This window comes from Burkholderia sp. Se-20378 (assembly GCF_017104665.1).
In the GTDB taxonomy this organism is placed as follows: Bacteria; Pseudomonadota; Gammaproteobacteria; order Burkholderiales; family Burkholderiaceae; genus Burkholderia; species Burkholderia lata.
This window is the reverse complement of record NZ_JAAGPG010000015.1, coordinates 1-13,308: the sequence shown is the minus strand read 5'-3', so window position 1 is coordinate 13,308 and position 13,308 is coordinate 1. Positions and strand designations below refer to the sequence as shown.

The window sequence follows — 13,308 nt, the reverse complement described above, 5'->3', positions numbered from 1 at the left end:
CCTCCCGCACGCGATCGAAAGGCTGCGCGGCACGGCCGCACGCCTTCCGGCTTGTTTGACTTGATTATCGGAAAACCATCATGCGATTCATCAGCTTCGTACGCGACGGCGCCACCGGCCTCGCCATCCGGGCCGGCGACGGCCGCTATCTCGCCCTGACGCGTAGCGATCCCGACTATCCCGGCGATCTCGACACCCTCGTCTCCGCCGGTCCTTCCGCGCTGGCGCAAGCGAGCCAGCGCATCCTGCTGACCGGCCGGCCGCTCGATCTGGCCGACTGCACGCTGCTCCCGCCCGTGACACGGCCGGCGAAGATCATCTGCGTCGGGCTCAACTATGCCGAGCACTCGCAAGAGGCGGGATACGAGGTCCCGTCCTATCCGACGCTGTTCGCGCGCTTTCGCAGCAGCCTGACCGCGCACGGCGCCGCAATCCGCATGCCGACGGAATCGGAGCAGCTCGATTACGAAGGCGAGCTGGCGGTGATCATCGGCCGCGGCGGCCGACGCATCGGGCGAAGCGATGCGTTGAGCCATGTGGCCGGCTATACGGTCTTCAACGACGCGACCCTGCGGGACTACCAGTTCAAGACGCCGCAATGGACGGTCGGCAAGAATTTCGACGAAACGGGCGCACTGGGCCCCGAGCTGGTGACCGTCGACGAACTGCCGGCGGGCGCGGCCGGTCTCACGCTGCGGACCCGGCTCAACGGTGTCGTCGTCCAGGAAGCCAATACGAACGACATGATCTTCGACATCGCCACGCTGATCGCCACCATCAGCGAAGTCATGACGCTCGAGCCCGGCGACGTGATCGCGACCGGCACGCCGTCGGGCATCGGCATGGCGCGCAATCCCCAGCTCTGGATGCGCGCCGGCGACGTGTGCGAGGTCGAGATCGAAGGGATCGGCGTACTCCGGAACACCGTCGCGCAATCGTGATGCGGTCGTGCCGGCGCTGCTCACGCCGGCACGCATTCAGGCAGGCTGCATACCCAGCGCATCGCTTGCGAGGATCATCGCGCCGGCATTGGTCGGTCTAGGCCGCTCCGCCGGACGAAACACGGTGTCACCGGGGGCGATGGGCAAATGCGACAGCACACAGGTGCCGCGGCGGGATGCGGTGGCGCGCCGCCAGCGCTGCTCGCCGAAATGCCGGACGCCGGGCTCGACCCAACGCACCACCAGCACGCTTCCGTCGCATTCCAGCACCGTCACCTGGGCACCCGCGAACTCGCGGGCGGAACCCACGCGCAGCCCGTCGTCCGGTCGTACAGTCGCATCAGGCATGTCCCACTCGCAAGCGGCGCGGTCGAACCCTGGCCCGGTCGACCGCGCGTGTTCAATCGGTCACGTGATCCTGACCAGCATCTTGCCGGTGTTGGTCCCGTTCATCAGCCCGATAAAGGCCGCCGGCGCGCGCGCGATACCGTCGACGATCGTTTCGTCATGCACGATCTGTCCGCCCCTCAGCCACTCCGTCATCTCGTCGACGAACGCATCGCGATACTGCCGATAGTCGTGCAGCAGGAAGCCCGTCAACGTCAGGCTGCGATAGACGATGTTTTCCATGAACCGCGGCCCCGGCGATACGCCGACGCGGTCGTACTGCGAAATCGCACCGCAGATCGCCGCACGTCCGCCGTAATTGAAGGTCGACAACGCAGCCTCGAGATGATCGCCGCCCACGTTGTCGAAATAGACGTCGATGCCCGCGGGGGCCACGGCCTCCAGTTGCTCGAGCACCGGTGCGCGCCGGTAGTTGAACGCCGCATCGTATCCGTAGCGTTCGCGAATGGCGGCAACCTTCTCGTCGCTCCCGGCCGAGCCGATCACATGCGCGGCCCCCTTGAGTCGCGCGATCTGGCCGACGAGCGAGCCGACCGCGCCCGCCGCCGCGGAGACGAATACGACTTCATCCTCGCGCATGCCTGCCACCACGAGCAATCCGACATACGCCGTCATGCCGGTTGCGCCCATGACGCCGAGATGCACGCTGCTCGACAGGTGCGGCAAGTCCGTGACGCGGGTGAACTCCTCCGCCGCGCCCTGGGCGATATCGCGCCAGCCGTAACGGTGCACCACGAGATCGCCGGGTACGAATGCGCTCGACGCGCTGTCGGTCACGCGGCCGACGGCGGCGCCGGTCATCGTTTCATGCAGCCTGAACGGCTCGACATACGACGGCCGGTCGTCCATTCGACCGCGCATATACGGATCGACCGAAATGTATTCGTTGCGTACGCGCACCTCGCCGTCCGACAACACCGGCAGCGGCACCCCGACCGTCAGGAAATCGTCCGCAACGGGCTGACCGTTCGGCCGCCTCGCCAGTTGAATCTGCGTGCTGATCGTGGAGAACCTCACAGCCTCTCGCTCCTTGCAAAAAACCGGGGGGCCGGCGATGCTGGCCGGGCAACGCCGCACGGATGCGGCATTGCACCGGGCCTCGCACGCAGGCTTCGTCAGACTTCGCGCACGTGCTCGACCGACGGCGGGCTCACGAAGAACGGGCCGGCCAGTTCGCGCCAACGCTGAAAATCGGCTGTCCGGCGAAACGCGTCGTGCAGCTCGACGCTTTCCCATTGCACCATCAGGCGATAGCGCGACGGATGCTCGATACCGCGATACAGACGCAAGCCATGGCAACCGGGGGCGCGTTCGATGAGCGGCTTCGCCTCGGCGACCGCACGTTCAAACCCCGGCTCGCCGTTTTCCTGGATGTCGATCTGGGCAATTTCAAAAATCATGGCGGGTTTCTCCGCGCGACGCGAAAAGTCGCGCAGTGCAATTGACACGATGCCGGCATCGGTCCCGGGCCGGACATTCCGGGTGGGCGGCACGCGCATGCGCGCTGCCCTGCTGCCGACTCGCGTGGAAAGACGAACGCGTCCGGTCAAGCGAGATGATCGTCGACGACTGCATGCTCGCTTCGGCATGAAGTCCTGGCCATTTTGTCCAGGCGGGATCGCATCGGCAGGTGACGGCAGGCGCGGGACGATCGCGCAGCTTCATGCCGCGTGGCCTCGCTCCGGGATCGAACCACCCAACGGCCCCGCTCGATGCGACCCGCCGCCTGCATCGCTGCGGCCGGTCGTCAAGATGAGCCAACGATAGCGTTGTCGAGCCGACCGCTCTACCCCCTCTACGGGGGGGTGAAAAAAGACCGCAAGGCGTTCATGTTGGCGGCAACGCTGCGACTCGCGGGCCGGCTGGTTTCGGCGCGTCGGTGTCGCCCGCGCCCCGCTCTGGAACTGCCATGACTGCACAACTATCGTCCGCCCTGGTGCCGTTTTTCTTTTCGATCGCAATGGGCTATTTCGCCGGAAAAACCAATGCCGGAAACATGCCGATCGGGTCGATCAACAAGATGCTGGTCGACTACGCGCTGCCGTTCGCGCTGTTCGTCTATACGGCGAAGATGGTGCGTGCGGAACTCGTGAGCCATCTGGTTCCCGTCGCCGTCATCGTGATCTTCATGCTCGTCCCGTATTTCGCGTCGCTCGTGCTGTCGAAACATGTCTTCCATGTCGATCCGGGTCGTGCCGCCGTGCGCGCGGTCACGGTTGGCATGCCGAACTTTGCGGCCATCGGCCTGCCGCTTCTCGTCGCCGTGTACGGCGAATCGAGCACATTGACGGTCGCGTTCGCGATCACCATCGCGTCGGTCGTGATGTCGCCGGCGTGCCTGATCCTGCTCGAACGCGCTCGCGGCACCGAACGCCCCGGACGGCCGAATGCGCCCCCTCTCGCCGGCGCGCTGCTCAACACCTTCCTGAAGCCGGTGGTCCTGGCACCGCTCGGCGGCATGGCCTGCTCGGTGCTCGGATGGCACCTGCCGACGCTGATCGCCCAATCGCTGGCCATCATCGGCGCAACGACGGCTGGTCTCGCGTTGTTTTCCACCGGCCTCATCCTGGCCGCGCTGCCGATCCGACTGAACCTCGAGGTAGGCGTCGAGCTGTTGCTCGGCCACATCGTGCAGCCGCTGCTCGCGTGGTTCTGCGTCCGCCTCTTCTCCGTGCCGGCGCCGATGGCCGGTCAGCTCGTGCTGCTGGCGGCGATACCGTGCGGTTCGTTCGGCATCCTGTTCGGGCTCGGCTACGACGTCGACGATCCGACCGCGGGCGCGACGCTGGTCGCGTCGAGCCTCCTGTCAGCGGTGACCCTGACGATCACGATCTCGCTGCTCCGCTTCGTCTAGCGGCGCCGCATCTGGGCCGCCGGCGACGCACGTCCATGCGTGTCGGGCAATCCGGCCAGGTGTTGCTGTCGTTCGCGCGTTTCACGGCTTGCCGCCTGCCGTCCGCTGCCATACGGCTGCCTGTTCATCGCGCACGAGCTGCTCGGCGGACGCGGGCTTGACCGTACGATACGGCGGCGCCTCCGCCTCGATCACCGTGACGATGGCGTCGATCATTTCCGCGGGATCGTGTTGCCGATTCAGTTCACGCGTCGGCCAGTGAGCGACCACGCGCTCGCCCTGGTCCCACCACTGATCCATGCTTTCCATGCCGGTATCGTTGAAGCCGGTGCGATAGGCGCCGGGGTTGATCGTCACGACTTCGACTCCGTAAGGCTTCAGTTCCTCCTCCATCGCGGAGCAGATGCCTTCGACCGCATGTTTCGACGCGGCGTAGGCGCCGTCGAACGGCACCTTGACGAGCCCCGCGACCGACGACATCCAGACGATCCGGCCATGCCCGCGCACGACCATCCTGCGCGCGAATCCTTGCGCGACTTCGAGCGCCGCGAAGACATTCGTTTCGAACACCGAACGAAACACGGATATCGGCATCTCCACGAGCGGGCCGGATTCCATGATGGCCGCGTTGTTCAGCAGGACATCGACGTCGTGGGTCAATGCATGCGCACGATCGATCTCGTTCGTCACATCGAACTTGATGACCTGCAGGTCTACCCCGCGCGCCTTGGCCTCCTGCCGCAGCGCCCAGACCTGCGGCCAGATCTGGCCACCCGCGATCACGCGATGTCCGCGTTCGGCAAGCGCGAACGCGACCCCTCGCCCGAATCCGGACCCCGCACCGGTTATCAGCACCGTCTTGGTCATGCTCCCTCCCGCTCCGTACATGATGACTGCGCCGGCCGGATCGATTCGGACGGCTCCTTGTCGACTACCTTACGGCGTTTCACGCAGCCGACACGCCCCCCCGAATGGGGAGGCGGACCGTATCGCCGACGCGTTTCGGCAGCGCTCGCATGGCGTCATTCACCGCAACGCCCGATCCCGGCGAGCGCCTTATGACACGGCCCTTACAGCGAACGGAGGCCCGTCTCGCCATGACCGTGCGGCCCCGGTCAACCGCAGACGGAACCGATCGCGAAGTGCGGAATCGCGCCGCACGCTTACTAGACGACTGGTCTACTCGATCGTATGATCCGCCTCACGGTTCGACCTCGTGGTCGGCCTTCGCATTCATGCGATGCCTGGCGCCCCCGGCGCACCTTCGCAGGTCAAGCCCTGCGACGTTGTCCGCAAGCGCCCAGGCACTAGACGACTGGTCTACTTAATCGTGGGACGTGCACCGGCACGTTGTCCCGCGCATCGCGACCGTCATGCAAAAACCGCCGCCAACCGGCCCTGTCCGGGCGGCGAAACCGTCATACCGAGGTCACTCATGTCGCAGTCCCCTTCCGTCAATCGCCGGGTCGTCCTGGCCAGCCGCCCCGTCGGCGCGCCGGCAGCACACAACTTCCGGCTTGAAACCACGGCAGTGCCGACGCCCGCCGAAGGCGAAGTCCTGCTGCAGACGCTGTACCTGTCGCTTGATCCCTACATGCGGTGGCGCATGAGCGACGCGCCGTCCTACGCGCCGCCCGTTGCGCTCGGCGACGCGATGGTCGGCGGCACCGTCAGCCGCGTCATCGCCTCGAAGCATGCCGCATTTGCGGTTGGCGAGCTGGTGCTTGGCGACAGCGGCTGGCAGGACTACGCGCGCTCCGACGGCGCGGATCTCATGCCGCTCGGCTCGGATCTCGACCACCCGTCCCATGCGCTCGGCGTGCTTGGCATGCCGGGCTTCACCGCCTACACGGGCCTGCTGCACATCGGGCAACCGAAGCCGGGCGAAACCGTCGTCATCGCAGCCGCGAGCGGTGCGGTCGGTGCCGTCGTCGGCCAGATCGCGAAACTGAAGGGCTGCCGCGTCGTCGGCATTGCGGGAGACGCGGAGAAATGCCGGTATGTCACCGAGACGCTCAGCTTCGACGTGTGCATCGATCGGCGCGCGCCCGATCTTGCACGACAGCTCGCGCAAGCCTGCCCCGACGGCATCGACGTCTACTTCGAGAACGTCGGCGGTGCGATTTTCGACGCCGTGCTGCCGCTCCTCAACGTCGGCGCGCGCGTGCCGCTCTGCGGCCTGATCTCGCAATACAACGATAGCGAACCGGCGCCCGGCCCCGACCGGCTTCCGCTCCTGACCGACACGCTGCTGAAGAAACGGATCCGCATGGAGGGCTTCATCATCCTCGATCACTATGCGACCGGCTATCAGGCGTTCCTGGTCGAAATGGGCGGATGGATCAAGGCCGGCAAGATCATCCCACGCGAGGACGTCACCGACGGCCTCGAAAACGCCCCGGACGCACTCATCGGCCTGCTCGCGGGAAAGAACTTCGGCAAGGTGGTCGTGCGCGTCGCCGAAGCCGCTGCGTGAAGCGGATTCGCGCATCCATCATTCATCTTCATCCATAGACATCATGAAACTTCTGTTCGTCCTGACCTCCCACGACACCCTCGGTTCGACCGGCGAGAAAACCGGCTTCTGGCTCGAGGAATTCGCTGCCCCCTATTTCACGCTGAAAGACGCAGGCGCCGACATCACGCTTGCATCGCCGGCCGGCGGCCAGCCGCCGCTCGATCCGAAAAGCGCGGACCCCGCGTTCCAGACCGACGCCACGCGCCGCTTCGAAGCGGATCGTGACGCGCGGGCCGCGCTCGCGGCCACGCAGAAGCTGTCCGACGTTGCCGTCGACGCGTTCGACGCGGTTTTCTATCCGGGCGGCCACGGTCCGCTCTGGGATCTCGCGGAAGATGCACGGTCGATCTCGCTGATCGAGCAGGCCATTGCACTGGGCAAGCCCGTCGCAGCCGTCTGCCACGCACCGGGCGTGCTGCGCCATGCGAAGGGGCCGGACGGCAAGCCGCTCGTCGCCGGCAAGACCGTCACCGGCTTCTCGAATTCGGAAGAGGATGCGGTCGGTTTGACGAACGTCGTGCCGTTCCTCGTCGAGGACGAACTCAAGGCGAAGGGTGGCCGCTATTCGAAAACCGATGACTGGCAACCGTATGTGGTCGTCGACGGCCTGTTGATCACCGGCCAGAATCCGGCGTCCTCCGAACCGGCCGCCCAGGCGCTGTTGAACATGCTCGCGCGCGCCTGACGCACGATGCGATCTCCCACCCAGCGGCGCATGCGTGGTTCGCCGCTGGTCTCGTGCAAGTCTCGCGCAAGCACGAAACGTGTGGAAGATCGGTCGTCCAGCCGCCCGCGGTCACGATCGCGATGCGGGCGCACGGCGCGCCCTTCGAGTCCTGCCATCTCCTTGAACAGGCCGGGCCCGGCCGTCACGCGACGACGTCGATCCTGATCCGGTAAAAGCGTTTAACACCACGCGCAACACTCGAGCGCGCCGCCGGAAAATACAATCACGGTCGTCCTGTCGTCGCCCGCCCGCATTACGCGCCACCACCATCATGTCTCTGTTGCCTTCCCGATTCACGTCATATATTTCGGATACCAAAACAAGTGTCGCCGTCGCCAATGCCGCCCGCGACTGGGCCGGCACGAGCGGCGTCACCTGGCTGTACATCTTCAAGACCCTCCTCGCCGCGCTTCTGGCGCTCGGCGTGGCGATGAAGCTCGAACTCCCGATGCCACGCACGGCGATGACCACGGTCTTCGTGCTGATGCAGCCGCAAAGCGGCATGGTGCTCGCCAAAAGCCTGTACCGGATCTGCGGCACGATCGTGGGCCTGCTCGCGATGCTGGTACTGATCAGCCTGTTCGGGCAAACGCCGGAACTCTTCCTCGGCGCAACCGCGCTCTGGATCGGCATTTGCACGGCAGGCGCCGCGCGAAACCGCAACTTCCGGACCTATGGCTTCGTGCTCGCCGGCTACACGGCCGCGCTCATCGGCATCCCTGCATGGCAGCATCCCGACGCAGCCTTTATTTCGGCGATGACGCGCGTGACGGAGGTGACGATCGGCATCCTGAGTTCGGGCGCGGTCAGCGCACTCGTCTTTCCCCAGCATGTCAGCGAACAGATCAGCCGCATGAACCGGGCGCGCTTCACCGCGTTCGCGGACGACGTGCTGGCGATTCTGTCCGGCCGGATCGACCGGGCGTTTCTCGAAGCGCTGAGCGTGCGCATCGTCGACGAAACCGTGAGCTCGGAAGCCGCTCGCAGCGCCGCGGTTTTCGAAGGCCCCGACACACGCTTGCGAAACGGCCGCCTGACGCGTCTCAATGCGGAGCGCATGACGACGTCGACGCGCCTGCACGCCTTGAGTCAGTTGATCGCCCGGCTGCGTGCCGCGCGAGCCGACGTCGTGCTGGTGGAGATCGACGCACTGATGGCAGGTATCGCGACACCGCTCCGACACGAACGGCAGGATGCGGCGCACACCGACGATGTCGACGCATTCGCCGCGTCGCTGGCCGCCACCCTGGAACGCGGTCGCGCAGCGCTGCCCGGCCGCGCGCAGCGGGCGCGCAACCGGCTCGGCAGCAGCGCGACCGCACTCGACTTCGACACGGCGGTCGACCTGCTCGACCGGTTCCTGGACAGCTATATCGCCTACACGAGCACTTATCTGTCGCTGAACGTCGCCGCGCACGAGCGCGAGCAGTGGGCCCCGCCATACGAACCGCGCACCAATCCGCTCATCGCGGCAGTCGCCGGCATCCGCGCGATGCTGCTGACGCTCGTGCTGAGCACGTTCTGGATCGCGACCGCGTGGCCGTCGGGCGCCCTGCTCGTGCTGAACGGCGGCGCCATCTGCGCACTGGTCGCCTCCTCGGCACGCCCGTCTCGCACCGCGTTCCAGATGGCGATCGGCACGGCGTTCGCGGCCGTCATCGGGCTGATCGTCATGTTCGTCGTCTACCCGGTCATCGACGGCTTCCCGCTGCTGTGCGTGGTACTCGCCGCGCCGCTCGCATTGGGATGCTGGATGACGACACGCCCGTCGCTGGCCGGCTACGGCATCGGATACTGCATCTACTTCTGCTTCCTGACAGGCCCCGACAATGTCGTCGCCTATGATCCGACGTCCTTCATGAACGACGCGATCGCGCTGGTCCTGTCCATGCTGATGGCGTCGGTCGCGTTCGAGTTGTTCCTGCCGCCGACGATGCGCGGGTTGCGCAAGCACCTGCTGGCCGACCTGCGCCGACAGGTCGTGTTCGCATGCACCGAGTCGGCCGCGACGCTGCGCGCACGCTTCGAAAGCCGCACGCGCGACCTCATGTATCAGGTTCGGTCGATATCGCGTGACGACCCGGCAGCAAACGGCGAGTCCGTCGAATGGTTTCTGTCCGTCATCGAGATCGGCTCGGCCGTCGTGGACCTGCGCGGCGCGATGGCCGGCGACACAGCACGGGCCGCGCCGGCATGGCTCGACGACTGCACGTCCGCGTGCCGCGCGATTCGAATGCTGTTCGAGTCGCCGACGCCGAAGGCCAGCACCGCCGCCACGCATGCGGTACGGATTGCCATCGCCACCTTGCAAAGGACGATGCGAACCACCGATGCGGTTCGCCCGGCGGCGCCCCACCTTCAAACCGCGCTCGGTAGTCTGCATGTCCTTCACAGCGCGCTCGCGGCACCCGACTCGCCGCTACCCGCCCCCAATGACGACGCGTCGGCACCCGGCCGCGCACGCTGACTCGTTGGCCGGCGCGCGTCGGGCATGGCGCTTGGTTCAGGTCAATGCTCGACCGCCCGTTCCGCGCTGCTCCTGATCGCACACCTGAAGCCACCTCGTTGCCCGTCGATACAGCGATGACGGGCATGGCTGGACCCGACCGCGAATTCTGCGGTCGGGTCCGCCTTCAACCTTTCACCACCGTGCGCGCACACCAACTGAGGTAACCCTCAATCCCAACCCAGGCGCTTTCGCGTCCTGGCAGATCGTCTGCGCGTCGTTCAGGTCGCATCGAAATGCATCGACGCGCACCACGGTAAAATTCTGTCTTCATCCCGCCCATGCAGCCGCCCCATGCCTGCCCGGGCCAGCACCCAAAGTACCGACACGCCACCATCATCTTGATTTCCTTACACTTTCCCCGTCGCGACGCATGATGTACTCGCTCGCCACCACCTACATCCGCGAACTCGAGATCCGCAAGAGCCGCTTCATCGGGTACGCGATTCCCGTCGACGACCGCGACGCCGCGATGCAGGCGCTGCAGCGCCTGCGCGAAGAACACCCGACGGCCACGCATGTGTGCTGGGCGTTGCTGGCGGGCGGCCAATCGGGCATGTCGGATGACGGAGAGCCGTCGGGCACGGCGGGCCGGCCGATCCTGGAAGTGCTGCGCCATCACGATCTCGACGGCGTGCTGGGTGCGGTCGTGCGTTACTACGGTGGCGTGAAGCTCGGCGCGGGCGGCTTGGTGCGCGCATACACCGATGCAATCGCGTCGGCGCTGCTCGATGCCGAGCGCATCGAGCGCATCCGCTACACGCGGCTCGCAATCGAGATCGGCTATCCGGAGGAGGCGCGCGTGCGCCGCTGGATCGAACAGGCGGGTTATGAACTGGTGGACAGCGCGTACGGGATGACGGTCAAGCTCGTGATCAAGCTGCCCGAGACCGCCGACGCGAATGCGCGGACCGAGTTGTTCGACCTGACGCAAGGGCGATCAGGCTTTCCCGATCTGTGACGCGCGGCAACCGCCCGCCCCGTCGCGCCCGGTGCCTGCAAACGGGCGCGGCCGCGCACCCGCCTGGATCGTCGGGCGCGACCGCACCGCATCCCTGATCCGGGAGTCACGCGCGCCGCCTTGCGCGGCGCGCCCCTTCATCGCATCGAATCCGCGCTGGCCGCTCAGTAAGTGTCCGGCACGATCATGTTGTCCGGCACCGGCCGGCGGATGTAGTCCTCGTGATGCTCGCGCGGCGGCAGGTCGATCGGTGCGTGCGGCACCTCGTGATACGGCACCTGCTGGAGCAGGTGGTGAATACAGTTCAGCCGCGCGCGCTTCTTGTCGACGGCCTGCACGACCCACCACGGCGCTTCCTCGATGTGCGTACGCAGCAGCATCTCTTCCTTCGCGGCCGTATAGGCTTCCCAGCGGCGGCGGCTCTCGAGATCCATCGGGCTCAGCTTCCACTGCTTGAGCGGATCCTCGATCCGGCTCTGGAACCGCACTTCCTGCTCGTGATCGGTGATCGAGAACCAGTACTTGACGATCTGGATCCCGCTGCGCACCAGCATCTTCTCGAACTCGGGCACCGAACGGAAAAACTCCTCGTATTCCTCGTCGGTACAGAAGTTCATCACGCGCTCGACGCCCGCGCGGTTGTACCAGCTGCGGTCGAACAGCACGATCTCGCCGCCAGCCGGCAGATGCGCGACATAGCGCTGGAAATACCATTGCGTGCGCTCGCGGTTGCTCGGCGCCGGCAGCGCGGCAACCCGGCATACGCGCGGGTTCAGCCGCTGCGTGATGCGCTTGATCGCACCGCCCTTGCCGGCCGCATCGCGCCCCTCGAAAATGACGACGAGCCGGTGCCCCGTGCTCACGACCCAGTCCTGCAGCTTCACGAGCTCGCCCTGCAGCCGGAACAGCTCGCGGAAATACTCCTTGCGCGCCTCGCGGCGCTCCTGCGAAAACAGCAGGTCGTCACTGTCGTCGAAGCGGCGATCGTCGAGCTCCATCTCGAGCTCTTCGTCGTAGGCGTCGACCAGATCTTCCTCGAAGCGGCGCTGGCGCGCCTCCATCGATTCCATATCGGTGCGATCGTCGGTCTCGGTGCGGGTATCGTTGTCGCCCATGGGGCCTCCTTCCATCATTGACGCAGCCAAACTCCGACATTATCCCAGTGTCGCGCGTCAAATTCATGAAAAAAGGGCCGGCGCGCCGGTCAGAAGCGGAATGCGAGCAGTACGCTGGCCAGCACGGGGTTCGCGGAAATATCGAACGTGTTCGACGCGAGCTGCCGGTTCGGCTGGTCGATGTCCAGCGTAATCTTCGTACGTAACGGGATATAGGTCACCATGCCGGTGATCCAGAACCGGCGCGTGATCTGGTAGCTCGCGCCGACGGTGAACACCGGCTCCCACACACTCTTCACCTTGGCCGACACGTTGGTCTTGCCCGACAGCAGCAGGTCGCCGCCGGCATCCCAGATGCGCTGGAACAGCGACGGGTCGAGCAGCAGCGACTGCAGGCTGCCGATGTCCGCACCCGCCGCGAGCAGCCCGCCGAGCGACGCGAGCTTGCGCTGGAACACGGGATTCAGGTTCGTGTTCGTGAAGCGCGTATAGCTGATGCCGACGCCCGCGAACGGTCGGAAACGATCGTCGCGCTCGCCGAGGTAATACTTGAATACGACAGAGCCGAGCCATGCGCGCGTGGTCGCGAGCGGGTTGCTTTGCGTGTTCGCGAGATCGATCAGCGGAAAGCGGCCCTGGACGCCGGAAAAAATCCGGTCGAGCGGCAGCGCGATGCTGCCGTGCCCGCGCAGCGTCAGCACCGGTGGAATGCCTCCACCGACTTCCGCCGCCCAGTTCTCCGAGAAAAAGTGGGTGAACGTGAAAGCCAGCGTGTTCGTATTGCTGAGCGACAGGCTCGAACCCTGGTTCTGGAAGCTGTTCAGCCCGAGGGCGTCCGTGTGCGTCGTCACGGGCGTCGATCGGCCGGTCGTGCCGATGAAGTGCCAGCCGAGGCCGACCATGTTGCGGTCGTCGCCCATCAGCTGCGTCAGCAATGGCGGCGCCTCGGCGGCCGGCAGGTCGGGCAGCCGCGACGGGTCGATCGGATGCAGTTCGTACGGCATCCGGTCGGCGTGGACCACGCCACCGGCCGGGGCGTCATCCGCCGTTGCATCGCGTGGCGCGGCCGGATCGCAGCCGCCAGTTGCGCCGTTGTCGTCGAAACCGATGCCGTCCGCGCCATCGTCATGCGCTGCCGTGCAGGCGCGCCCCGCCCCGCCGGTTCGCTGGCCGAGCGTGATCTTGCGCGCCGTGAACGGCACGGTATCGGGTTGCGGCACATCGCCCGAATCGTCACGCCCGCGGCGGGCCGGCCCCGCATCGGTCGCCCACGCGCTC

General features: G+C 66.2%; 12 protein-coding genes. 6 read left to right on the top strand and 6 right to left on the bottom strand.

Annotated elements, in window-relative coordinates:
• Positions 1-80: 80 nt before the first annotated feature.
• Positions 81-941: a fumarylacetoacetate hydrolase family protein gene (locus tag G3N93_RS04165; protein ID WP_206132328.1), complete on the top strand. Its 861-nt coding sequence runs from the start codon at positions 81-83 to the stop codon at positions 939-941.
• Positions 942-977: 36 nt separating this feature from the next.
• Here the strand turns inward: G3N93_RS04165 and G3N93_RS04160 are convergent, their stop codons facing one another.
• The 3 genes from G3N93_RS04160 to G3N93_RS04150 all read right to left on the bottom strand — a co-directional run bounded on the left by G3N93_RS04160 (position 978) and on the right by G3N93_RS04150 (position 2,848).
• A complete protein-coding gene (locus tag G3N93_RS04160; RefSeq protein WP_206132327.1) occupies positions 978-1,289 on the bottom strand; it encodes a DUF3331 domain-containing protein in 312 nt (103 codons plus the stop codon).
• A gap of 60 nt (positions 1,290-1,349) precedes the next feature.
• On the bottom strand, positions 1,350-2,366 hold the full coding sequence (locus G3N93_RS04155; protein ID WP_206132326.1) for an NADP-dependent oxidoreductase: 1,017 nt from the start codon (positions 2,364-2,366) through the stop codon (positions 1,350-1,352).
• A gap of 98 nt (positions 2,367-2,464) precedes the next feature.
• Positions 2,465-2,848: an antibiotic biosynthesis monooxygenase gene (locus tag G3N93_RS04150; RefSeq protein ID WP_374196405.1), complete on the bottom strand. Its 384-nt coding sequence runs from the start codon at positions 2,846-2,848 to the stop codon at positions 2,465-2,467.
• 410 nt (positions 2,849-3,258) lie between these two features.
• Here G3N93_RS04150 and G3N93_RS04145 point away from each other — a divergent pair, with 410 nt between their 5' ends.
• On the top strand, positions 3,259-4,203 hold the full coding sequence (locus G3N93_RS04145) for an AEC family transporter (RefSeq protein ID WP_206132325.1): 945 nt from the start codon (positions 3,259-3,261) through the stop codon (positions 4,201-4,203).
• Positions 4,204-4,284: 81 nt separating this feature from the next.
• Here G3N93_RS04145 and G3N93_RS04140 read toward each other — a convergent pair whose 3' ends face one another.
• Positions 4,285-5,070: an SDR family oxidoreductase gene (locus G3N93_RS04140; protein WP_206132324.1), complete on the bottom strand. Its 786-nt coding sequence runs from the start codon at positions 5,068-5,070 to the stop codon at positions 4,285-4,287.
• A gap of 568 nt (positions 5,071-5,638) precedes the next feature.
• Between G3N93_RS04140 and G3N93_RS04135 the strand changes: the two genes are divergently transcribed.
• The 4 genes from G3N93_RS04135 to G3N93_RS04120 all read left to right on the top strand — a co-directional run bounded on the left by G3N93_RS04135 (position 5,639) and on the right by G3N93_RS04120 (position 10,915).
• Positions 5,639-6,679 (top strand): NADP-dependent oxidoreductase, encoded by a 1,041-nt coding sequence (locus tag G3N93_RS04135; protein WP_206132340.1) that lies wholly within the window; start codon positions 5,639-5,641, stop codon positions 6,677-6,679.
• A 43-nt stretch (positions 6,680-6,722) separates the two neighbouring features.
• Complete coding sequence (locus G3N93_RS04130; protein ID WP_174935661.1) at positions 6,723-7,406, top strand: type 1 glutamine amidotransferase domain-containing protein; 684 nt, start codon at positions 6,723-6,725, stop codon at positions 7,404-7,406.
• 313 nt (positions 7,407-7,719) lie between these two features.
• Complete coding sequence (locus G3N93_RS04125) at positions 7,720-9,915, top strand: FUSC family protein (RefSeq protein WP_206132323.1); 2,196 nt, start codon at positions 7,720-7,722, stop codon at positions 9,913-9,915.
• A gap of 412 nt (positions 9,916-10,327) precedes the next feature.
• Positions 10,328-10,915 carry a YigZ family protein gene (locus G3N93_RS04120; protein ID WP_206132322.1) on the top strand — a complete coding sequence of 196 codons (588 nt, stop codon included), beginning with the start codon at positions 10,328-10,330 and terminating at the stop codon, positions 10,913-10,915.
• Positions 10,916-11,079: 164 nt separating this feature from the next.
• Here G3N93_RS04120 and ppk2 read toward each other — a convergent pair whose 3' ends face one another.
• A complete protein-coding gene (gene ppk2, locus G3N93_RS04115) occupies positions 11,080-12,030 on the bottom strand; it encodes a polyphosphate kinase 2 (RefSeq protein ID WP_174935667.1) in 951 nt (316 codons plus the stop codon).
• Positions 12,031-12,119: 89 nt separating this feature from the next.
• On the bottom strand, positions 12,120-13,308 hold a 1,189-nt coding region (locus G3N93_RS04110), incomplete at its 5' end, for an OmpW family protein (protein ID WP_206132321.1).

What these genes read in the sequence shown, in the direction of transcription:
- G3N93_RS04165 (WP_206132328.1), top strand. Translation starts at nt 81, where the DNA reads ATGCGATTCATCAGCTTCGTACGCGACGGCGCCACCGGCCTCGCCATC.
- G3N93_RS04160 (WP_206132327.1), bottom strand. Translation starts at nt 1,289, where the DNA reads ATGCCTGATGCGACTGTACGACCGGACGACGGGCTGCGCGTGGGTTCC.
- G3N93_RS04150 (WP_374196405.1), bottom strand. Translation starts at nt 2,848, where the DNA reads ATGCGCGTGCCGCCCACCCGGAATGTCCGGCCCGGGACCGATGCCGGC.
- G3N93_RS04145 (WP_206132325.1), top strand. Translation starts at nt 3,259, where the DNA reads ATGACTGCACAACTATCGTCCGCCCTGGTGCCGTTTTTCTTTTCGATC.
- G3N93_RS04140 (WP_206132324.1), bottom strand. Translation starts at nt 5,070, where the DNA reads ATGACCAAGACGGTGCTGATAACCGGTGCGGGGTCCGGATTCGGGCGA.
- G3N93_RS04135 (WP_206132340.1), top strand. Translation starts at nt 5,639, where the DNA reads ATGTCGCAGTCCCCTTCCGTCAATCGCCGGGTCGTCCTGGCCAGCCGC.
- G3N93_RS04130 (WP_174935661.1), top strand. Translation starts at nt 6,723, where the DNA reads ATGAAACTTCTGTTCGTCCTGACCTCCCACGACACCCTCGGTTCGACC.
- G3N93_RS04125 (WP_206132323.1), top strand. Translation starts at nt 7,720, where the DNA reads ATGTCTCTGTTGCCTTCCCGATTCACGTCATATATTTCGGATACCAAA.
- G3N93_RS04120 (WP_206132322.1), top strand. Translation starts at nt 10,328, where the DNA reads ATGATGTACTCGCTCGCCACCACCTACATCCGCGAACTCGAGATCCGC.
- ppk2 (WP_174935667.1), bottom strand. Translation starts at nt 12,030, where the DNA reads ATGGGCGACAACGATACCCGCACCGAGACCGACGATCGCACCGATATG.